Annotated in this window: 23 protein-coding genes; 11 read left to right on the top strand and 12 right to left on the bottom strand. The window is 46.4% G+C overall.

Features of this window, described 5'->3' with window-relative positions; all coding sequences use genetic code 11:
• Positions 1-95: 95 nt before the first annotated feature.
• A complete protein-coding gene (locus tag WC7_RS02825) occupies positions 96-1247 on the bottom strand; it encodes a glycosyltransferase (protein WP_016154974.1) in 1152 nt (383 codons plus the stop codon).
• A 298-nt stretch (positions 1248-1545) separates the two neighbouring features.
• On the opposite strand from WC7_RS02825, the gene rfaD reads away from it, so the two are divergent.
• From rfaD to rfaC, 3 genes are read left to right on the top strand one after another with little or no spacing between them, the layout of a single operon-like run.
• A complete protein-coding gene (gene rfaD / locus WC7_RS02820) occupies positions 1546-2478 on the top strand; it encodes an ADP-glyceromanno-heptose 6-epimerase (protein ID WP_003827312.1) in 933 nt (310 codons plus the stop codon).
• Between the two features lie 2 nt (positions 2479-2480).
• A complete protein-coding gene (rfaF, locus tag WC7_RS02815) occupies positions 2481-3527 on the top strand; it encodes an ADP-heptose--LPS heptosyltransferase RfaF (protein WP_016154975.1) in 1047 nt (348 codons plus the stop codon).
• A gap of 3 nt (positions 3528-3530) precedes the next feature.
• Positions 3531-4490, top strand: a complete 960-nt coding sequence (gene rfaC / locus WC7_RS02810; protein WP_016154976.1) for a lipopolysaccharide heptosyltransferase RfaC — start codon at positions 3531-3533, stop codon at positions 4488-4490.
• Positions 4491-4618: 128 nt separating this feature from the next.
• On the opposite strand, the gene WC7_RS02805 is transcribed toward rfaC, so the two are convergent.
• From WC7_RS02805 to WC7_RS02785, 5 genes are all read right to left on the bottom strand, one after another.
• A complete protein-coding gene (locus WC7_RS02805; RefSeq protein WP_016154977.1) occupies positions 4619-5389 on the bottom strand; it encodes a glycosyltransferase family 25 protein in 771 nt (256 codons plus the stop codon).
• Positions 5390-5516: 127 nt separating this feature from the next.
• A complete protein-coding gene (rfaP, locus tag WC7_RS02800; RefSeq protein ID WP_016154978.1) occupies positions 5517-6314 on the bottom strand; it encodes a lipopolysaccharide core heptose(I) kinase RfaP in 798 nt (265 codons plus the stop codon).
• Positions 6307-7431: a glycosyltransferase family 4 protein gene (locus WC7_RS02795; protein WP_016154979.1), complete on the bottom strand. Its 1125-nt coding sequence runs from the start codon at positions 7429-7431 to the stop codon at positions 6307-6309. Before WC7_RS02795 ends, rfaP begins: the two co-directional genes overlap by 8 nt.
• Before the next feature lie 21 nt (positions 7432-7452).
• Complete coding sequence (gene rfaQ, locus WC7_RS02790; protein WP_032947252.1) at positions 7453-8457, bottom strand: lipopolysaccharide core heptosyltransferase RfaQ; 1005 nt, start codon at positions 8455-8457, stop codon at positions 7453-7455.
• Between the two features lie 281 nt (positions 8458-8738).
• A complete protein-coding gene (locus WC7_RS02785) occupies positions 8739-9989 on the bottom strand; it encodes an O-antigen ligase family protein (protein ID WP_016154981.1) in 1251 nt (416 codons plus the stop codon).
• A gap of 310 nt (positions 9990-10299) precedes the next feature.
• On the opposite strand from WC7_RS02785, the gene WC7_RS02780 reads away from it, so the two are divergent.
• The 3 genes from WC7_RS02780 to coaD all read left to right on the top strand — a co-directional run bounded on the left by WC7_RS02780 (position 10300) and on the right by coaD (position 13301).
• Positions 10300-11289, top strand: a complete 990-nt coding sequence (locus WC7_RS02780; protein ID WP_032947254.1) for a glycosyltransferase — start codon at positions 10300-10302, stop codon at positions 11287-11289.
• Positions 11290-11535: 246 nt separating this feature from the next.
• Positions 11536-12813, top strand: a complete 1278-nt coding sequence (gene waaA, locus WC7_RS02775) for a lipid IV(A) 3-deoxy-D-manno-octulosonic acid transferase (RefSeq protein WP_016154983.1) — start codon at positions 11536-11538, stop codon at positions 12811-12813.
• A gap of 8 nt (positions 12814-12821) precedes the next feature.
• Positions 12822-13301: a pantetheine-phosphate adenylyltransferase gene (coaD, locus tag WC7_RS02770; RefSeq protein ID WP_016154984.1), complete on the top strand. Its 480-nt coding sequence runs from the start codon at positions 12822-12824 to the stop codon at positions 13299-13301.
• Positions 13302-13348: 47 nt separating this feature from the next.
• Here coaD and mutM read toward each other — a convergent pair whose 3' ends face one another.
• The 4 genes from mutM to radC all read right to left on the bottom strand — a co-directional run bounded on the left by mutM (position 13349) and on the right by radC (position 15623).
• The gene (gene mutM / locus WC7_RS02765) at positions 13349-14158 is read right to left on the bottom strand and encodes a bifunctional DNA-formamidopyrimidine glycosylase/DNA-(apurinic or apyrimidinic site) lyase (RefSeq protein WP_016154985.1); all 810 of its coding nucleotides are present in this window, start codon (positions 14156-14158) and stop codon (positions 13349-13351) included.
• A gap of 98 nt (positions 14159-14256) precedes the next feature.
• Entirely contained in the window at positions 14257-14424 is a 168-nt protein-coding gene (rpmG, locus tag WC7_RS02760) for a 50S ribosomal protein L33 (protein ID WP_003024094.1), read from the bottom strand.
• 20 nt (positions 14425-14444) lie between these two features.
• Positions 14445-14681 carry a 50S ribosomal protein L28 gene (gene rpmB / locus WC7_RS02755; RefSeq protein ID WP_003024071.1) on the bottom strand — a complete coding sequence of 79 codons (237 nt, stop codon included), beginning with the start codon at positions 14679-14681 and terminating at the stop codon, positions 14445-14447.
• Positions 14682-14957: 276 nt separating this feature from the next.
• Complete coding sequence (radC, locus tag WC7_RS02750; RefSeq protein ID WP_016154986.1) at positions 14958-15623, bottom strand: RadC family protein; 666 nt, start codon at positions 15621-15623, stop codon at positions 14958-14960.
• A 172-nt stretch (positions 15624-15795) separates the two neighbouring features.
• Here radC and coaBC point away from each other — a divergent pair, with 172 nt between their 5' ends.
• From coaBC to slmA, 3 genes are all read left to right on the top strand, one after another.
• Positions 15796-17016: a bifunctional phosphopantothenoylcysteine decarboxylase/phosphopantothenate--cysteine ligase CoaBC gene (gene coaBC, locus WC7_RS02745; protein WP_161623141.1), complete on the top strand. Its 1221-nt coding sequence runs from the start codon at positions 15796-15798 to the stop codon at positions 17014-17016.
• Positions 16994-17452, top strand: a complete 459-nt coding sequence (gene dut / locus WC7_RS02740; RefSeq protein ID WP_016154988.1) for a dUTP diphosphatase — start codon at positions 16994-16996, stop codon at positions 17450-17452. The genes coaBC and dut overlap by 23 nt, the downstream gene beginning before the upstream one ends.
• Before the next feature lie 116 nt (positions 17453-17568).
• Entirely contained in the window at positions 17569-18165 is a 597-nt protein-coding gene (gene slmA / locus WC7_RS02735; protein WP_016154989.1) for a nucleoid occlusion factor SlmA, read from the top strand.
• Positions 18166-18252: 87 nt separating this feature from the next.
• Here the strand turns inward: slmA and pyrE are convergent, their stop codons facing one another.
• Both pyrE and rph read right to left on the bottom strand, forming a co-directional pair.
• Complete coding sequence (pyrE, locus tag WC7_RS02730; RefSeq protein ID WP_016154990.1) at positions 18253-18894, bottom strand: orotate phosphoribosyltransferase; 642 nt, start codon at positions 18892-18894, stop codon at positions 18253-18255.
• A 65-nt stretch (positions 18895-18959) separates the two neighbouring features.
• On the bottom strand, positions 18960-19676 hold the full coding sequence (rph, locus tag WC7_RS02725) for a ribonuclease PH (RefSeq protein WP_016154991.1): 717 nt from the start codon (positions 19674-19676) through the stop codon (positions 18960-18962).
• A 125-nt stretch (positions 19677-19801) separates the two neighbouring features.
• Between rph and WC7_RS02720 the strand changes: the two genes are divergently transcribed.
• Both WC7_RS02720 and WC7_RS02715 read left to right on the top strand, forming a co-directional pair.
• On the top strand, positions 19802-20665 hold the full coding sequence (locus WC7_RS02720; protein WP_016154992.1) for a YicC/YloC family endoribonuclease: 864 nt from the start codon (positions 19802-19804) through the stop codon (positions 20663-20665).
• Positions 20666-20858: 193 nt separating this feature from the next.
• Positions 20859-22121, top strand: a complete 1263-nt coding sequence (locus tag WC7_RS02715; RefSeq protein ID WP_016154993.1) for a tyrosine-type recombinase/integrase — start codon at positions 20859-20861, stop codon at positions 22119-22121.
• Positions 22122-22196: the final 75 nt, after the last annotated feature.

The raw sequence follows: 22196 nt of genomic DNA on the forward strand, positions 1-22196 counted from the left end.
CGAGATGACGCATCATCACTTCTTCAAAATGAAGCATAAATCACGTGTACCCACATAACCTCTCAGGAATGACAGACCTAGCATCACAACCTGACTTACGTTGTCGCGTCATCAATGACCTGAGACACTGATGACGGTGCTGTAGTAAATCCTGCCATAGCAAAGGCCTTATTAACCTTAATGATATAGTTGTCTTCGTAGAATTCCTCAATCGCCTGCTGAATCTGCTCGCCGGCAGGCAACGCTTTTCCATCAACAATTCCTTGTAGCAAGGAAACAAATTTTTCCGGTTCATCAGTAGGGTATAAATTACCGTTTATCCCTTCTTTGATAATGTCTGCAGGCCCCGTTTCACAATTAGAACTAATGGCATAAACACCGTGAGCGCTGGCTTCAACCAGAACCATAACGAAACCTTCAAAATGAGAAGTTAGTAGCAGGCAAGTGGTATTTTTTAGGGTATTTTGGATATATTTCCATGGTGATTTCTGCCAACCATGCCAGTGAATATTCCCACTAATCCCCAATGTTTCAGCAAATGCCGTTAAGGTATCAACATCAGGGCCGGTGCCGATAATATCTAAGGACCACTTCCCTTGTAGTTTAACCAACCCGTTGAAAAGACCACGTACATTTTTCTGTCCATCTGCCACAACCCTGCCTACATACACAAACCGGGCATGCTTCTCAGGGGTAGGGATACGGATATCGCATCGCGTAACGGGATTGTAAATCGTTGCAATAGTGTTTTTTTCTATTCCCATCTCAATGAGTTGCTGAGTTATCCCTGAGCTAATTGAAAGATGATAGTCAGCTTTATTAATGTACTTGATTTTTTTCTTGTAATTATTTTTGTAGAAGTTAAAAATAGAGAAGTGAAACCATGAAAATATTTTAACCTGCTTGCTTGTATATTTTCTTGCAACGTGACTGATGTAACATGATAGCGTATCCAAGGATATAATTATATCTGGACTTTCCTGAAGAATAATTTTTCGCAAACCATAAGCAAAACTTAGCCTTCTTAATTTAGTTATTTTTATATTAGAAGAAAGATGACAATAGCGCTGCCCCGTGAGCCAGTCATTATTGACATTGCTATTATTATTTTTCTTAAAAAAAACAAAGGAGACATCAATATCAGGGTCTTGCATCCGCAGCAGCTTCACCAGATTAACACATACCGTCTCCATACCGCCAAGGCCACTGGTTTCATAACCTGTAATAATTATCTTCTTAAGTTGCATATATTATTTTCATTCCAACGACTATTGTTGTCCCCAACACAGTGCTTTACCTTGCTTATTCATTCGTTGGTAGCTCCGAAAAAGCCGACACCGCGCGCCTAAACACCCATTCACGAATATGAATCATACACTACCATGCCCTAACTATTTCAATTAAGAATGACTGAAGCAATAATCAATACACATGTCACACGCCACATCGCGCGACGTACTGCTGAAGCCGAAGCCATGTAGTGATATGATTACAGACATTAGTGTCTGAGATTGTCTCTGACTCCAAAATTCGAAGGTTACATTTATGATCATCGTTACCGGCGGCGCGGGCTTTATCGGCAGCAACATCGTCAAGTCATTGAATGATAAAGGCATCACCGACATCCTGGTGGTGGACAACCTTAAAGATGGCACCAAGTTTGTTAACCTGGTGGATCTGAATATTGCTGACTACATGGACAAGGAAGACTTCCTGATCCAGATTATGGCCGGAGAAGATTTCGGCGATATCGAAGCGATTTTCCACGAAGGCGCATGCTCCTCCACTACCGAGTGGGACGGCAAGTATATGATGGATAACAACTATCAATACTCCAAAGAGCTGCTGCACTATTGCCTGGAGCGTGAAATTCCGTTCCTGTATGCGTCCTCTGCCGCCACCTACGGCGGTCGCACTTCTGATTTCATCGAATCCCGTGAATATGAGAAACCGCTGAACGTTTACGGCTACTCAAAATTCCTGTTCGACGAGTACGTTCGTCAGATCCTGCCAGAAGCCAATTCTCAGATTGTTGGCTTCCGCTATTTCAACGTCTACGGACCGCGTGAAGGCCATAAAGGCAGCATGGCGAGCGTCGCTTTCCACCTCAACACCCAGCTCAACAATGGCGAAACACCAAAACTGTTCGAAGGCAGTGAAAACTTCAAGCGTGATTTCGTTTACGTAGGCGATGTGGCTGCGGTGAACCTGTGGTTCCTGGAAAACGGGGTTTCCGGCATCTTTAACCTTGGTACCGGTCGTGCGGAATCTTTCCAGGCCGTTGCCGATGCAACGCTTGCGTACCACAAAAAAGGCAGCATTGAGTACATCCCATTCCCGGAAAAACTGAAAGGTCGCTATCAGGCGTTTACCCAGGCCGATCTGACTAATCTGCGCGCTGCGGGCTATGACAAGCCGTTTAAAACCGTTGCTGAAGGTGTAACGGAATATATGGCCTGGCTGAACCGCGACGCGTAAGTATGAAAATTTTGGTGGTAGGCCCGTCCTGGGTGGGCGACATGATGATGTCGCAAAGTCTCTATCGCACGCTTAAGGCGCGCTATCCCCAGGCGATAATCGACGTGATGGCACCTGCATGGTGCCGTCCGTTATTGTCGCGCATGCCTGAAGTTAACGAAGCTATCGCCATGCCGCTGGGACACGGCGCGCTGGAGATCGGCGAGCGGCGTAAACTCGGTCATAGCCTGCGTGAAAAACGCTATGACCGCGCCTATGTGCTGCCTAACTCGTTTAAATCCGCGCTGGTACCGTTCTTTGCTGGCATTCCCCATCGTACCGGTTGGCGTGGTGAAATGCGCTACGGCCTGCTAAACGATGCGCGCGTGCTGGATAAAGATGCCTGGCCGCTGATGGTCGAACGCTATGTAGCCCTGGCCTATGATAAAGGCGTAATGCTGTCAGCTAAAGATTTGCCGCAGCCTCTGCTATGGCCGCAGTTGCAGGTAAGCGAAGGTGAAAAGTCCCTGACCTGTCGCCAGTTTTCCCTTTCTGCCGAACGCCCCATCATCGGCTTTTGCCCTGGTGCGGAATTTGGTCCAGCGAAACGCTGGCCACATTACCACTACGCAGACCTGGCGAAGCAACTGATCGATGAAGGCCATCAGATTGTGCTTTTTGGCTCTGCAAAAGACCATGACGCCGGAAATGAGATCCTGGCGACGCTGAGCGTTGATCAGCAGGCCTGGTGCCGTAATCTGGCGGGCGAAACACAGCTGGAGCAGGCCGTCATTCTGCTCGCCGCCTGCAAAGCGGTGGTCACCAACGACTCTGGATTAATGCACGTTGCCGCAGCGTTGAATCGACCTCTGGTAGCGTTATATGGCCCCAGCAGCCCGGATTTTACTCCGCCGCTTTCACACAAGGCGCGCGTGATTCGCTTGATTACGGGCTATCACAAAGTACGCAAGGGAGATGCAGCAGAAGGCTATCATCAGAGCCTGATTGACATCACACCCCAGCGCGTGCTGGAAGAACTTAACGACCTGTTGTTACAAGAGGAAGCCTGACGGATGCGGGTATTGATCGTTAAAACATCGTCTATGGGCGATGTACTGCATACGTTACCGGCATTAACCGATGCGCAGCAGGTCATGCCGGATATTCAATTTGATTGGGTAGTGGAAGAAGGCTTCGCGCAGATCCCATCCTGGCATGCAGCCGTTGACCGGGTTATTCCAGTGGCGATCCGCCGCTGGCGTAAAGACTGGTTTTCAGCGCCGATTAAAGCCGAGCGTAAAGCCTTTCGCGATGCGGTGCGTTTACAGCAGTATGACGCGATAATTGATGCGCAGGGTCTGGTAAAAAGCGCGGCGTTGGTTACGCGTCTGGCACGTGGCATCAAGCATGGTATGGACTGGAGCACGGCGCGCGAACCATTGGCGAGCCTGTTTTATAATCGCAAACATCACATTGCCAAACAGCAGCACGCGGTAGAACGTACGCGTGAATTGTTCGCCAAAAGTCTGGGATATTCCAGGCCCCAGTCGCAGGGTGATTACGCTATCGCTCAGCATTTTCTGAAAGAACGTAATGCTGATGCGGGCCAGTATGCCGTATTTCTGCATGCCACAACGCGTGATGATAAGCACTGGCCAGAAGCCAACTGGCGGGAGCTAATTGGCTTGTTAAATAACGCTGGCATACGTATTAAACTGCCATGGGGTGCTCCTCATGAAGAAGCACGAGCCAGACGACTGGCAGAAGGATTTGATTACATAGACGTTTTACCGCGTATGAGTCTTGGGGATGTAGCCCGGATATTAGCCGGCGCTAAGTTTGTGGTATCCGTTGATACCGGATTAAGCCACTTAACCGCTGCACTGGATCGGCCGAATGTTACACTATATGGCCCTACGGACCCGGGGTTGATTGGGGGATACGGGAAGAACCAGGTCACATGTCGTGCCCCGGAAGGAAAGCTTGCTATGCTTGAACCCACTCAGGTTTATTCTCATATAGCGCTGCTGTAATTATTCAGGTATCGCAGATATGTTAATTTCGTTCTTATACAATCGCTTTGCTATTTAACATATCTGCAGCTGGCTAAAACTATGCACCATATCGTATTTCATCCACGATTAAGCATTGTTGCATTCATCTACTTCCACCAACATAATCCAAGAATAATTCGTCGGGTATGCCAGTATGAGGATGAAATCTTACGTCTGAAAATTGATTTCTGCTTTTTCTTGTGACTCTTTATCTCTTTACGATCTTTCTCTAACCAGCTCTCGGCTAACTCTTCAGGGTGACGGACAAAGTTTGCCAAGTATATATCAGAAAAATAGCCCTGGCGCATCAGATATGCCCATTCATCGATGATGAAAAAGTTATTTTCAAAACGGGAAACAAGTTTTTGAGCTGTTACAGAATTCATTAAATAACCGCAAGCTCGCAAAACATATCCATGACCAAATATGACTTTGCCGAAGGTCTGTCCACCAATTTTCTTGAGTTTAACCAAATTTAAGACAACTTTATTCTTATACCTTAAACCATCCTGTCCACCAAGTAGGTATAAGGCGTCTTTATTGAGAACACTTTCATCGACAGTCGATATAAATTCCTTAAAATTCTGATCGATAATTGCGTCATCCTCAAGAATACAAACCCAATCTTGTCCACTCTGCCCAAACTGTTTAAATGCCTTCATATGACTTAGCGAGCAACCCAGTTCACCATCAGTAGGCGTATGGTTTTCCCTGTGCTGAAAGTCAGTTAAAGGTATATTGAGTTTTTCTTCGGCAGACAAATTTTTCCCATAGATAGCATCAACGAACGAATACTCGATATTTAATTTATTCATTATATCTGATACGCGTTTTCGTCGGGTATCGTCAAAAGGAAGCGAAATGACCAGCACATGCATGAGTTCAAACCCTCTAATACAATTAAGCCAACACTGTCATCGTGAAATAAAAATCAACAATTACTGGCCAGCTGAATAAACTTAATTAACTATTCTATGTAGCTATGCAAAGTCTATTGCTTCATATTTATAGTTTATTTTTTGATGTATGATTAATAATTTTATCAGTTTTTCTTGCATAGGTTGAAAAGAAATCTGACTCATCACGAATAATCTTATTAATATCTTTTTTAAAGTATATCTTCAAAAATCTGAAGTAGTCTCTTTGCGTTAGCCCGATGTTTAACGAGGAGAAGTACAAACCAATCAGATCTTTATTACGCCAACGAATAGGAACCGCATTTCTTATCTGAGCTCGGTGCAGATCAATAACCGACAGTTTGAATGTTTTATCCTCAAAATTGGCCGGTTGATGCAATAAGAAGTGACAGAGATAGCAATCACGGTGATTAACACCTCCCTGATGCATCCTTCTGACCATAATGGCAAGACGCTCAATTAATGCCATTTTAATTTTTCGCGAAGGTGGATTCACCAACCAATCTGCGCAATAGTCTTCCAGGCTAACCGCCGGACTCAGATCTTCAGTTATAATAAATGAGATACGGTTGAGCGGATTTATACCTTGTTGCCCGAAACCAACACCGTGCATTGTATCAACATCCAGTTCCTGCAAACGGTGTATAGCATTCCATTCTCTATCAGCTCCGAGTACCGGCAAACGTAAAGAGAATAAGTTTTTTATAACTTCCTTCAAGTTAGTTCCCTGGTGCCATTTCAGGAAATAGCTTTTACCTGCAATCTCAAACCTTATCGTTCTACGCGTTTCGAGCTGTCTAAATGTTTCTCCCTGCAGCTTCTGCACTTCAGAAAAAGCATCTTTCCCTTTCCACAAGGATAAAAATGGTTCTTTTAACTCAACCATGGGCACCACCTATAATAATATCAGCTGCTTTCTCAGGTAGACTATAAAGGTCTTGAGTATCAGCAAAGTGTTGTGCATTATCTTTCCATGCTTTTCTCTGCCCTGAGTCAGTTAAAGAAAAATAAACAGCTTCATTTAATAATTTTTGTTCAAACGGTTCATCAATAACAATGCCACACTCAGCATCTTTAACATAATGAGCATATCCGCAAACTGCAGTTGTTATGACAGGTAAACCTGCTGCAATTGCTTCAACCAGCACGATCCCTGCGGCTTCCTGGTATGCCGGATGAATCAATAGATCGGCCGTTGCCATTAACTCTGAGACATCATTACGGCCAGGGAAGAACTTGATATTGTCAGCAACACCATACTCTGTTGCCAGCTTTATATAGCGATCAGGCTTATCCTGACCCACAACAAACAGAATCGTTTGTTTGCGGACAGCTTCCGGTAAGGAAGCGATCGCCTTGATAGTTCTGTCAACCCCCTTACGGGTAAAATCAGAACCAATTTGTATAATTAAATACTGGGAATCACTGATATCATTTTCTTTCCTGAAGTAAGCTCTACAATTTGTTGGCTGAGAACTGTATTTTCTGTCAGGATAAATCCCCGGCGGAAGGATATGGAAACGCGCTGGCTCAGTATGATAGTGCTTCTGAAAATCCGCAATTTGCTTATCTGTTAGCATCAACAGCTGTGTTGATTTTCCCTCAGCAAATGTTGCTTTCTCAAAGGCGGCATAATGCCGGTATCGTGGTGTCAGACGATAGAGCAAACCTTTTTCTTGCGCGACTTTTTCTGCGTAGCAAACATCAGCAGCATAATAAACATCTAATCCAGGCATTTTATTGAACCCAACGATCCGGTCTGCTGGATTACTCTCAAGGTGTTTACTTACCCACCGATGATACTCAGCATTTTTCCCGTTATTGGAGCATGACCTAACAGGAACAATGATGATCTCCAGGCCGTCTGGAATATTTCCCTGCCATGATTGTGTGTAAACCCGAACATGATGTCCATGTGATGCGACCGTCGACGCTATACGCAAAAAATCACGCTGTAACCCACCAAAAGGGAAATATTTATACAAACAGAAAGCAATAACCATTTTATATATCCGGATGCTTTATTAATCGAGTTTAGATAACCGTAACGCTATGGCTGCTATCACGTCTTCCGCAGGTATAGCAGATAAATATTTCTTACTTCGATCAAGTTTTTCACGCATAGGCATTGGTTGGTAATCACCAGCCCAAAATTGAACCACATCATCAGACCATGGTCGCCAGGCGATATGATCGGTGGCACCGAAAAGACAAATGATGGGGGTTTTAACAGCTGCAGCAATATGAATAGGGGCAGAGTCGACACCAATAAAAAGTACAGCATGATCAATTAATGCAGCAAGCTCAGGGAATGTTGTCTTCCCGGCAATTTCAGTTAAAGGTTTAGTTTCACATGCCCTGGCAATCTCATCGACGCAGGCAATATCGCTGGCACCAGGTCCAGAAGTCAGTACAACCTGATACCCCAAATGATGTATCGCATCAATCACCAGGGAGAATCTATCATTCTCCCACGACTTGAATTCTTGTCTCGCCGTAGGCTGTATAACAACATATTTCTGGGAATCAACCTGAGGAAGTTTTTTCCGAACAGATTGCCAGACTTGCTCACCATAAACCATTTTCAGTACCGGGACTGATTCTTTTAGATTTAATGGCGTCAGCACAGACAAATTACGTTCAACCCAATGATCGCCACTTAGAGGAACGTGATGAGTAAAACTGCCGCGCCAGAATTTCTTATTTCTGTGCGAGAAATCATGTGTCAACTTTATTGGGCAATCCAAACAACGACACAGTAAAGCAACTATCCACTGATCGGTAAGATTAACCACTAAATCATAATGATTACCACGTAATACCTTGATCAGCGCTAAGAAATTTTTTGTTTTCTCAAAAGCAGAGCTCTTTTTATTTTTTATCCCATACAAAACATGGATATCGGGGTTTTCAGATAAAATAGGAATGGTATCTTCGTAGAGTAAAACATCAATATCAGCATCAGGATAATTTTTTTTAAGCGTGCTGATGACCGGTGTGGTTAGCAACATATCGCCGTGAAAGCGCATTTTTATTACCAGGATCTTTTTCACACTACACCCTTTCAGGTTATTGTTAATTTTCAAATCACGCTACCGCCCCAGGCTCAACAGCTACCTGTGTACTGCAGATCACACCATCTTATTTTATCGCTTATATTATACCACTATTCACTTGACAATTCGATATCTATGGAAATTTTCTATGTGAATTACAGAAAAAATGAATATTTACAATATATGAGACTATCTATCATATTATGAAAATTTAGCCTATATTCTCAACTACGTCACATAGGCTCATTTCAATGTTAATTCGTTATTCTTCCAGGCTCATTTTTGTCATACAACATCAGGATGGCTATGCTGTATAATAAAAAGATATTTATGAACATCTTTTCAAATAAACAATATACCAGAATATAGCCAACAAGAGAGCACAGTAATGAAATGCTAAAAATATCTTTTTGTCTTCTGGCTCGGATATATATATCTTTAAATGTAATGAAAAAAGCCGTAGTAAACAAGAAGAGACCAATTACCCCAACATTATAAAGAATTATCATAAAGAACGGTTCATCTATATTATAGCCGTTATTCCGCTCAGAATATACGCCGCCATTTTTCGGTGCATTATGGTCCTCTAAATACTGATTGTATGTAGAATTTCCATATCCAATACCAAAGACGGCATTGTTGATATTTTCCATTACTAAAGGGAAACGGTCTAAGATGATCTTATCACGACTGGATGTGACGTTATTCATTTGCAGAGTTTGATCGACTTTCATTTTTACCTGACCCACTGTGTTGTAGGCCCCGATAAGCAAAGCAACCATTATAAATAGCAAGCCACAGGTTGTAACCATAAATCTCTTGATGGTTTTACTCACCAGAAATGAAATCATGACAATCTCTACAATACCAGCTAAGATCCCTGCTCGACTCCCGGTGTATGATAAAAAGAAAAATGCAAGCGCAGAAATGATATATAATACTGTTTTCAGGAAGTGATTCTTGAATAAGATCGCCCCAGTTAATACAAAAGGAAATAGCAAAACAACATAGAATGCGAAACCATAGCGAAGCTGTAGATACAGTTCCTGCGGGTTATTTTTTATAATTCTTAAAATCGGCACCACTAAGATAATATAGGATAGAGTAAGTATCGCCCCAATGACAAAGACCTGTCTCAGTGAGGTTGTATGCTTACTGAATGCCCCAAAAAATAACATCATCACTAACGGGTAACGCCAGTCTTTTATCAATATGATAAAGGCATCAAGAGATTTATCTTCATAGGTGAAAAATACAATACAAAAAACACACCACAACGTGAAGAGTAACAATATTTTTCTCTTCTGCATGAGATCGAGCACAATGTTTTTAATGTCTATATTATTGGCTCTAATATAGTAAATAGATAAAACTACAGCGAGCAAAGAGGTCATATTTAGCACCCCTTGATTATCAATCGTAAATAACCCAAAAATCATCAAAACCAATACAACTTTGCTTAAAATCAAGATATTACCATTTTGACTGTATCTTACTTGATTCATAAAATTCAAATCTCACTAATTCAAATTGCCTTGTTAATCAACAACAAACACTCGCTCGTACGATTTATGAGGCATATCTTATTATATAACATCGTAAAAATCCCCCATTAATTTTAGTCTCTTTCTCTCACTGTGCACCTTCATTCTAATTACAAAAAAATTCTCACTTAACATAATGATTAATAAGAAAAATTTAGCCATAAAGTATCTCTTTCCTTCCTTTACAGTTTGTTCTATCCTATGCCGACAGGAGATCCATTTGTCTTACATATACGCGCGTGCACTCCTAAAGAATCAAAAGGAAAAAAATGTGAAAGAAAATATAATAAAATATATTAAGAATGCACATATTGAAAATGACGATAAAAAAAGTACATGTGTCAATATTACTTATGGTGCTGACAGACCCTTTCTTTACGGCACGGGCGTTTCAATTACATCGGTACTTTTAAACAATCGGAATCTGAACTTCCATTTCCATATTTTCACTAATTATCTTGATGAACATCAATTTTATCTTTTTTCTGTCCTGGCAAGCCAATACAATACCCGCATTACGTTTTATGTACTGGATGATAATGAATTAAAAAACCTTCCTACTGCGTCTAAGGCATGGAATTATTCAATCTATTTCAGACTTATTGCGATCGATTATTTTGCCGACAAACTCAGCCACATTATATATCTTGACTCTGATATTATATGTAAAGGAAATCTTGCCTCGTTACTCACGGAAGAATTTAATGGCAATGTATTAATGGCTGTCCATGATAGCTTTGTCGATACGTCTGCTGTTGCCGGTATAAATCCAAGCCTATACTTCAACTCAGGCTTTATGTATTTTAATCTTCCAGAATTAAAATATACTAATTTGACTCTGCAGGTTATTTCAAAGGTCAATGAAAACCGTTTCTCGCATCCCGATCAGGATGCGTTGAACGTCCTGTTCAATGATCGCATAAAAATTCTTGACCATAAATTCAATTCATTCTTTAACATCGATACGTTAGCCAAGAAAGGGGGGGATGCCTTTAAAATCACATCACAAACGGTATTCATTCACTATGTCGGTGTCACTAAACCCTGGCATGACTGGGCGCAATATTATGCTGAAGTCGAATACTTCAAAATAGCCAGAGAGAATTCGCCGTGGAAAGATATTCCTTTATTGGCACCCACTACGTATAAACAGCTATCACGAAAAAGCACACATTTAAAACACAATGGTCAACTACTCGGTGCTTTTATTTTCTATTTAAAGTATTTAGTTAACAAGTACCAAACGCAGAAAAAACGCTAATACATTGATATTATTGTCTTTTCATGAATGGTTATGTTTCAGACATATTCTATAAAGTGATCGGTTTTTATGACCATAACCATTCCGTTTTTAGCCTTCCACTTCGGAGATTACCAAGCGGGGCAACACAACTCAGGCCCCCTTTCTCATGATCCGTACAGTTTCCTCAAAAAATCAGCAAAAATGATGGTAAAGCCATAGTTAAATACATAGAATCCCCAGCACATTCATAAGTCAGCTACCATTATGCTCGAATTGCTTTACACCGCCCTTTTCTACCTTATTCAGCCTTTGATCTGGGTACGGCTTTGGGTGCGCGGACGTAAGGCTCCGGCCTACCGTAAACGCTGGGGTGAACGTTACGGCTTTTACCGCCGTCCGCTAAAACCAGGCGGTATCATGCTTCATTCGGTTTCCGTGGGCGAAACGCTGGCAGCTATCCCATTAGTCCGCGCTCTGCGACATCGTTACCCCGACTTGCCGATCACGGTTACCACCATGACACCAACCGGTTCCGAGCGCGTACAATCCGCTTTTGGCCCTGACGTTCAGCATATTTATCTGCCATACGATTTACCGGATGCCCTAAACCGTTTCCTGAATAAAGTTGACCCCAAGCTGGTGTTAATTATGGAAACCGAGCTGTGGCCGAATCTGATCGCGGCACTGCATAAGCGCCATATTCCGCTGGTCATTGCCAATGCACGTCTTTCCGCTCGCTCAGCTGCTGGCTACGCTAAATTAGGTAAATTTGTTGGCAGGCTACTGCGCCGAATTACGTTGATTGCCGCCCAGAACGAAGAAGATGGCGCTCGTTTTATCACGCTTGGTGCCAGAAGCAATCAGGTCACCGTTACCGGTAGCCTGAAGTTTGATATTTCCGTCACGCCGCAGCTGGCCGCAAAAGCGATTACATTGCGCCGTCAATGGGCACCTCACCGCCCGGTATGGATTGCAACCAGCACGCACGACGGCGAAGAAAGCATTATCATTGCCGCCCATCAGGCGTTATTAAACCAGTTCCCTAATCTTTTACTGATTCTGGTACCCAGACATCCTGAACGGTTCCCGGATGCCATTAACCTCGTACGCCAGGCTGGGCTAAGCTATACGACACGTTCTTCGGGCGAAGTTCCGTCATCAGGAACCCAGGTCGTAATCGGCGACACCATGGGCGAGTTGATGTTGCTGTACGGCATTGCTGACCTTGCTTTTGTTGGCGGTTCGCTGGTTGAACGCGGTGGACACAACCCACTGGAAGCCGCGGCGCACGCCATTCCGGTACTGATGGGGCCACATACTTTTAATTTTAAAGATATTTGCGCCCGCCTCGAACAGGCAAGCGGATTGATCACCGTCACCGACGCAACTACGCTGGTGAAAGAGGTCTCTTCTTTACTGACCGATGCAGATTATCGTAATTTTTATGGCCGTCACGCAGTTGAAGTTCTGTATCAAAATCAGGGCGCGCTTCAGCGTCTGCTGCAGCTGCTGGAACCTTATCTGCCACCCAAAACGCATTGAGGCAAGTCATGCAAAAACGGGCGATTTATCCAGGAACCTTTGATCCCATTACTAACGGCCACCTCGATATCGTGACACGAGCGACAAGCATGTTCGATCACGTAATCCTGGCAATTGCCGCAAGTCCCAGTAAAAAACCGATGTTTACTCTGGAAGAGCGCGTTGAGCTGGCACAACAGGCAACGGCGCATCTCGGTAATGTGGAGGTTCTGGGATTCAGCGATCTGATGGCAAACTTTGCCCGCGATAATCAGGCTAACATTCTGATCCGTGGCCTGCGTGCGGTAGCCGATTTTGAGTATGAAATGCAGCTGGCCCATATGAACCGTCATCTGATGCCACAACTGGAAAGCGTCTTTCTGATGCCGTCTAAAGAGTGGTCATTTATCTCATCTTCACTGGTGAAAGAAGTTGCCCGCCACCAGGGTGACGTAGCGCACTTTCTGCCGGAAAACGTTCATCAGGCATTATTGAGTAAACTGAAGTAATGCGTCTGGCCGGATGAGGCATACGCTACGTCCGGCCGATAATAGTATTATTTCTGACAGCGACGGCAATAAAACGTTGTGCGCTGAGCGTGTTTTGTCGCAATGATTGGCGCGCCGCATACGCGACAGGGTTCACCTTCTCTCCCATAGACCTGCAGCTCCTGGGCAAAATAACCCGGCTTACCGTCACTTTGCAGAAAGTCCTTCAGCGTGGTCCCGCCCTGCTCGATAGAACGCAGCAAAACCGCCTTGATAACGCGCACCAGCAGTTCGCACTCATCCTGCGACAAAGATGACGCCAGACGGTCAGGATGAATACCAGCCGCAAACAGCGACTCGCTGGCATAGATGTTTCCCACCCCCACGACCAGCTTGTTATCCATCAGCCAGGGTTTAATCGCAGTTTTCTTCTTCGCACATTTCTGCTGCAGATAACCAGCATTGAAATCGTCGCTCAGCGGCTCAGGGCCAAGATGGGCGAGGACATTATGCCCATCCAGCTCTTTAGTCCACAGCCAGGCGCCAAAACGACGCGGATCGGTATAGCGCAGGACTTTGCCGTTACTCATCACTAAGTCGACGTGGTCATGTTTTTCTGCCGGAAGCTCTTCAGGAAGGATACGCAAACTACCCGACATCCCCAGGTGAATGATTACCCAGCCATCTGATAGCTCCAGCAGCAGGTATTTCGCGCGCCGCTGTACGCTCAGGACAGGTTTATCACTCAGACGATAGATTTCCTCTGATACAGGCCAACGCAAACGACCGTTACGCACAGTCGCGTGCATAATCGTTGCCCCCACCAGATGCGGCTCAATACCGCGGCGGCTGGTTTCGACTTCAGGTAATTCAGGCATAGTATCTCCGGCGGTGTATCAGGTCTCATTAATATGGGGACGGCCAGAAAACAAAAAACCCCGCCGAGGCAGGGTTTTTCTTTACATCAAAGCGGAAATTATTTGATTTTCGCTTCTTTGTATAAAACGTGCTGACGAACAACTGGATCGAACTTTTTCAGCTCCAGTTTTTCCGGCTTAGTACGTTTGTTCTTCGTGGTGGTATAGAAGTGACCAGTACCAGCAGAAGAAACCAGCTTGATTTTCTCACGAATACCTTTAGCCATGATTTATTTCCTCTTAGTACTTAGTACTTTTCGCCACGGGCACGCAGTTCAGACAGAACTGTTTCGATGCCTTTCTTATCAATAACACGCATACCTTTAGCAGATACACGCAGGGTGACAAAACGCTTCTCGCTCTCAACCCAAAAACGGTGAGAGTGCAGGTTAGGCAGGAAACGGCGTTTAGTCGCGTTCAGTGCGTGGGAACGGTTGTTACCGGTCACCGGACGCTTGCCAGTAACTTGGCAGACTCGGGACATGTCTATTCTCCAAAAATCAAATTAGCTCGAGCTTCGTATGGGGTATTGGCGCCTCGTCAGGCTTCTCAGCCCGGTTATCGCAGTTCAATACACTAAATCTTTCATTGTTGCCTCGTCATTGGACGCAACAAGAATTATTTTGCGTATTTGCGAACTCTCGATTGCCAGGCCCAAATGCCAAACCCGAGATTCTCAAAGGTGGCGTAGTATACGCTGAGTCAGCGATGTGCTCAAGTCCCGAACAGACAAAGATCCCGATGGATCGCGTAAAGTGCGTTAAATCCAACCGCGTTCCGCAAAAGAAACGTACTCTCCGCGCCCAATGACCAGATGATCAAGCACCCGGATATCCATGAACTGACAGCATTTCACAACACGCTCGGTGATGAGTTTATCTGCTTTGCTCGGCTCTGCACACCCCGAAGGGTGATTATGTGCAAGGATCACCGCAGAAGCATTCATTTTTATCGCTTCGCGGACAATTTCTCGCGGATGCACTTCAACGTGGCTTAGCGTTCCGGAAAAAAGTTTACGGTGTTTAATCACGCGATGTTGAGAATCCATAAAGATCACATAGAAGATCTCGCGTTCCTCTTGCGAAAGCTGGCTTTGCAAAAATTCACGCGCCATTTCCGGGCTAAGTATCGCACGTTCCTCTATCACCTGTACGTTGTAGTAGCGCCTTGCCAGCTCCACTATTCCCTTCAACTGTGCGTACTTCGCGATACCGATGCCCTGAACATAGCTGAAATCCATGTAATCAGCAGACAACAGGCCATACAACGAATCAAAATGCTGAAGCATCTCTTTCGCCAGCGTAAGCACATCTTTACCCAGTATCCCAGTGCGTAGAAAAAGAGCCAGTAGCTCTACGTCGGTCAGCGAACTGGCCCCCTGCGCCAACAGCTTTTCCCGAGGCATTATACGTCCTGTATTTTCCATGCTTTTCCCCTCCTTTCGCGTCCGCATAGTGGCATAACGCCAGCGGCGAATCGACGCTCTGTTTTCACTTCTTCGTAGAGCCTCGCAAACTGGAGCTCGGGCAAAAGCACGACACATTGCGGATTGTGATAAAATATCCGCCTTCTGGTGAAACCCAACAGGAAAGATCATGATGAGCCTGGCCGGTAAAAAAATCGTACTTGGCGTCAGTGGCGGGATTGCTGCGTACAAAACCCCTGAGCTGGTGCGTCGTTTACGGGAACGCGGCGCAGACGTCCGCGTGGCGATGACCGAAGCAGCAAAAGCGTTTATTACTCCTCTGAGCTTACAGGCGGTTTCGGGCTATCCCGTATCCGACAGCCTGCTTGACCCCGCAGCCGAAGCCGCGATGGGCCACATTGAGCTGGGGAAATGGGCCGATTTGGTTATACTGGCCCCAGCGACGGCAGACCTGATTGCCCGCGTTGCCGCAGGTATGGCCAACGATCTGGTGTCTACGATCTGTCTGGCAACGCCAGCGCCTGTTGCCGTGCTGCCTGCTATGAACCAGCAGATGTACCGCGCTGCCGCAACCCAACACAATCTGGGCATTCTTGCCTCGCGCGGTTTGCTCATTTGGGGTCCTGACAGCGGTAGTCAGGCATGTGGTGATGTCGGTCCTGGACGTATGCTAGATCCGTTAACAATTGTGGATATGGCGGCAGAACATTTTTCACCTGTCAAAGATCTGCAACATCTCAACATCATGATTACAGCAGGCCCGACGCGTGAACCGCTTGATCCCGTGCGTTATATTTCCAACCACAGCTCCGGGAAAATGGGATTTGCTATCGCGGCCGCTGCCGCAAAACGCGGGGCAAATGTCACGCTGGTATCAGGTCCGGTTTCGTTACCCACACCGCCTTTTGTCCAGCGCATTGATGTGATGACCGCGCTGGATATGGAAGCCGCCGTGCAATCTGCGGTGCAACAACAGCATATTTTTATCGGCTGCGCCGCAGTCGCTGATTATCGCGCTGAAACTGTCGCCAGTGAAAAAATCAAAAAACAGGCAACGCAGGGTGATGAATTAACAGTAAAAATGGTCAAAAACCCGGACATCATCGCTGGTGTTGCCGCACTGGATGCTAACCGTCCTTTTGTCGTTGGGTTTGCCGCCGAAACAAATAATGTGGAAGAATATGCCCGGCAAAAACGCATCCGCAAAAACCTTGATGTGATCTGTGCGAACGACGTTTCGCTGTCCACTCAAGGATTTAACAGCGACAGCAACGCATTACACCTTTTTTGGCAGGATGGAGATAAAGTCTTACCGCTTGAGCGCAAAGAACTCCTGGGCCAATTATTACTCGACGAGATCGTGACCCGTTATGATGAAAAAAATCGACGTTAAGATTCTGGACCCGCGCGTAGGGCAACAATTTCCGCTCCCGACGTACGCCACTTCTGGTTCTGCCGGACTTGACCTGCGTGCCTGTCTTGATGACGCCGTAGAACTGGCGCCTGGCGCAACAACGCTGGTGCCAACCGGGTTAGCTATCCACATTGCCGATCCTTCTCTTGCGGCAGTGATGCTCCCGCGCTCCGGGCTGGGCCATAAGCACGGGATCGTACTGGGCAATCTGGTCGGTTTGATTGATTCCGACTACCAGGGCCAGCTGATGGTTTCAATCTGGAACCGTGGTCAGGACAACTTTACTATTGAACCGGGCGAACGTATCGCGCAGATGGTATTTGTACCGGTCGTCCAGGCTGAATTTAATTTGGTGGAAGAGTTTGAAGCCACCGATCGTGGCGAAGGTGGCTTCGGCCATTCCGGGCGCAAGTAACCCGCAGAAAAGTATCTCACAGCGTAATAACGCAATAACACACCGCAAACACCAGTTTGCGGTCGCTGTGTGGATGCCTGCCTGGCAAGAGCTTATTTTCAGGGGTATTTTGTAACATGGTAGAAAAGCAAACTGCGAAAAGGAATCGTCGCGAAGAAATACTTCAGTCTCTGGCACTGATGCTTGAGTCCAGCGATGGTAGCCAACGCATCACGACAGCTAAACTGGCGGCCTCTGTGGGCGTTTCCGAAGCGGCCTTGTATCGCCATTTTCCCAGCAAGACCCGCATGTTCGATAGCCTGATTGAGTTTATAGAAGATAGTCTGATTACCCGTATCAATCTGATTTTGAAAGATGAAAAGGACACTAACGCGCGATTGCGTCTGATCGTACTGCTGATTTTAGGGTTCGGTGAACGTAATCCTGGCCTGACGCGAATTCTGACCGGACACGCGTTGATGTTCGAGCAAGACCGTCTGCAAGGCCGTATTAACCAGCTTTTTGAGCGAATTGAGGCGCAGTTACGCCAGGTTCTGCGAGAAAAAAGAATGCGTGAAGGTGAAGGCTACACCGTGGATGAAACGCTGCTGGCCAGCCAGCTACTGGCTTTCTGCGAAGGTATGCTGTCCCGGTTTGTACGTAGCGAATTTAAATACCGCCCAACGGATGATTTCGACATCCGCTGGCCGTTGGTTGCCGCTCAATTGCAGTAACACCGTTGTTGGATGGCGACCTCGCCTATTTTGCCTACGAACCCTGCGGTGCGTAGGCTGGATAAGCGCAGCGCCATCCGGCAGTTCTTATACGCCGTACGCTTCGCGATACGCCCGTACTGCGGCCAGGTGTTCTGCCATTTCTGGTTTTTCTTCCAGATACGCAATCAGATCTTTCAGAGTAATGATAGAAATCACCTTGCAGCCATAATCGCGTTCTACTTCCTGAATCGCTGAAATCTCGCCGCGACCGCGTTCCTGACGATCGAGAGAAATCAGTACCCCCGCCAGCGTAGCGCCGTTAGCCTGAATAATTTCCATCGACTCACGAATAGCCGTACCTGCAGTGATAACATCATCCACCAGCATTACACGCCCCTCAAGTGCGCTACCTACCAGATTACCGCCTTCACCGTGGGTCTTCGCCTCTTTACGGTTAAAGCAGTACGGCAAATCTTTATCGTGGTGTTCCGCCAGCGCAACAGCCGTGGTGGTCGCAATCGGGATACCTTTGTAGGCCGGACCAAACAGCAAATCGAACTCAATACCGGAATCCATCAACGCTTCGGCATAAAAACGGCCTAACACTGCCAGGCAGCGCCCGGTATTAAACAGCCCGGCGTTGAAGAAATAGGGGCTTTTACGCCCGGATTTCAGCGTAAACTCGCCAAACTTTAGTACCTGCTTGCTAAGCGCAAACTCAATAAACTGGCGCTGATACGGTTTCATGGATTCGCTCCTCATCTCACTTTATTACAGACAAAAAAAAGGCGACTCATCAGTCGCCTTTAAAATCAATTTTCTAACGCCGCCTTCTGCGTCGTTACAATGGATTCGATTCCCCCTCGGGCTAACGCCAGTAGGGTGAGAAGTTCTTCATGGCTGAACGGCTCGCCTTCTGCCGTACCCTGCACCTCTATAATGCGTCCGTCTTCAGTCATCACCACGTTCATGTCGGTTTCTGCGGCAGAGTCCTCAACGTATTCTAGGTCACAGAGCGCTTCACCGTTCACAATGCCCACGGAAACCGCGGCGACCATCCCTTTCATCGGGTTAGTTTTCAGTTTACCGCTCGCAACCAGCTTGTTCAGCGCATCAGCCAACGCCACACATGCGCCGGTAATTGATGCAGTGCGCGTACCGCCATCTGCCTGAATAACATCGCAGTCCAGCGTAATAGTGAATTCACCGAGCGTCTTCAGATCAACGGCGGCGCGCAGCGCACGAGCGATCAGACGCTGGATTTCCATGGTACGACCGCCCTGCTTACCTTTCGCCGCTTCACGGGCGTTACGGGTGTGCGTGGCGCGTGGCAGCATGCCATATTCTGCGGTGATCCAGCCCTGGCCCTGACCTTTCAGAAAACGCGGTACGCCTTCATCAATAGAGGCGGTACACAGCACTTTGGTATCACCAAATTCGACCAGCACGGAGCCTTCAGCGTGTTTTGTATAATTACGGGTCAGGGTGACGGGACGCACCTGGTTGGCACTACGACCTGCTGGACGCATGATAAAATCTCCGGCTTGAAACGAATGTGGCTGCGCATTATACGGACTTCCGACTGTTATTCCTATCCTGACAAGACGTGGATGGCTATAATCCTCCCATCTCATCTTTAAAAACAGGAACGTCTATGATCCGCAGCATGACCGCCTACGCCCGGCGTGAAATCAAGGGTGAATGGGGTAGCGCTACCTGGGAAATGCGCTCGGTAAACCAGCGTTATCTGGAAACTTATTTTCGCCTGCCGGAACAGTTCCGTAGTCTTGAACCCGTTGTTCGCGAACGCATACGCACGCGTCTGACGCGCGGTAAAGTCGAGTGTACGCTGCGTTTTGAGCCTGATGCCAGCGCCCAGGGCGAGCTGATTCTAAATGAAAAGCTCGCTAAACAGCTCGTTAGCGCTGCTAACTGGGTCAAAATGCAGAGTGATGAAGGTGAAATTAACCCAGTTGATATCCTGCGCTGGCCAGGCGTAATGGCTGCCCAGGAGCAAGATCTGGACGCCATTGCCGCCGAGCTCCTCGCCGCGCTTGACGGTACGCTGGATGACTTCATCATCGCGCGAGAAACCGAAGGTCAGGCGCTGAAAGCGCTGATCGAGCAGCGTCTGGAAGGCGTCAGCACTGAAGTCGCTAAAGTGCGTGCACATATGCCGGAAATTCTGCAATGGCAGCGTGAGCGTCTGGTAGCCAAACTGGAAGACGCCCAGGTGCAACTGGAGAATAACCGCCTTGAGCAAGAACTGGTGCTGATGGCGCAGCGCATAGATGTAGCAGAAGAGTTAGATCGTCTGGAAGCCCACGTCAAAGAAACCTACAACATTCTGAAGAAAAAAGAGGCTGTTGGCCGCCGTCTGGACTTCATGATGCAGGAATTCAACCGTGAGTCGAACACTCTTGCATCCAAGTCTATCAATGCCGAGGTGACTAATTCCGCAATTGAACTGAAGGTATTGATCGAGCAAATGCGCGAGCAAATTCAGAACATCGAATAACGTTTCACGCGATCTCGCGTTGTCTCACTAAGTCTCGCTAGGACAAAAAGACCATTGTAAATCATGGTCTTTTTTGTTTTATATAGTCTCATATCGTATCACTACAGCGCGTGTTCTGCGTGTACTTAAAGGTGTACTTATTTAGCCTTAAGTACACTCGTTTAAGTACACCTCCTCTGATGATGAGAGACATATGGGAAAACTGACAGACATACAAATCCGTACATGGATTAGAAACAATGAGCACTTTGCGGGTCGCTCTGACGGGAATGGGTTATACATATGTTTTCCAGAGACTTATAGCGCCCCATTCTGGCGATTTCGCTACAAAATGGCGGGCAAAGCCAGAGTTATGCTGATTGGCTATTACTCCAGCATTTCGCTCGCGAAAGCGCGAGAAATCGCAAAAGAGCTTTCCGCTCGTGTTGCTCTGGGACATGACGTAGCGGGAGAGAAGCAAGAACGTAAAGCTGAAGCGCTGAAGAAGATGGAAGAAGAGAAACATGCGCTCCGTGTTTCAGAACTAGCTGCGGAATACTTTGAACGTCAGATTCTCAATCGGTGGAAGCATCCTGACATTCTGCGCCGTCGTATAGACAAAGACATCAATCCAACAATCGGGCATCACAGAATCGAAGATATCAAACCCTGGCATATCGACGATATGCTGCAAAAAATCGTCCAGCGTGGCGCTCCGACAGTCGCCAATGACGTGCTTCGATGGACTCGCCGTATTTTTGATTACGGCATCAAACGACATATGCTTGAAAGCAATCCTACTAGTGCTTTTGAAATCTCAGATGCTGGCGGACAGGAACAAAGCAGAGAGCGCTGGCTGAGCCGTGAAGAGTTGATGAAGCTCTTCCAGGCTATGCCCATGACAAAAGGCTTCTCACGTCAAAACGAGCTGACAATGAAGCTTCTGCTGGTGTTTTGCTGCCGTAAGATGGAGCTTTGCGGGGCACGCTGGGAGGAGTTTGATCTTGATGAAGCTATCTGGCACTTACCCGCAGAGCGGGTTAAGAATGGCGATGCGATCGATATCCCTATCCCTGCACCTGCGCTTAAATGGCTAAAAGAGCTGCATCAGATGTCCTGTAATAGCCAGTGGGTGCTTCCAGCCAGAAAGATGCAGCACCGTATGATCCCTCACATACAAGAAAGCACATTGCCTGTGGCCTTAAGCAAGGTAAAGGGTAATCTTCCTAATGTACCTAATTTTACTATTCATGACTTTCGGCGTACCGCGCGATCGCATCTGGCGGCATTAGGGGTTGATCCGGTAGTTGCAGAGCGTTGTCTGAATCACAGGATCAAAGGCGTTGAGGGGATATATAACCGTTATCAGTATTTTGATGAGAGGAAACAAGCACTTGATCTGTGGGCTGACTTGCTTATTTCTTTAGAAAGAGGCGAGGGTTATAACGTGATGCCATTGAGAAAGGACATGGCATAAAGCAAATGAAGACTCAGTTTGTCAGGCTATTGCAGCCTGTAGTCAGCTACCGTGGCCTAAGCATCAACGCGTCCT

This window comes from Citrobacter sp. KTE151 (assembly GCF_000398845.1).
Taxonomy (GTDB): Bacteria; Pseudomonadota; Gammaproteobacteria; order Enterobacterales; family Enterobacteriaceae; genus Citrobacter; species Citrobacter braakii.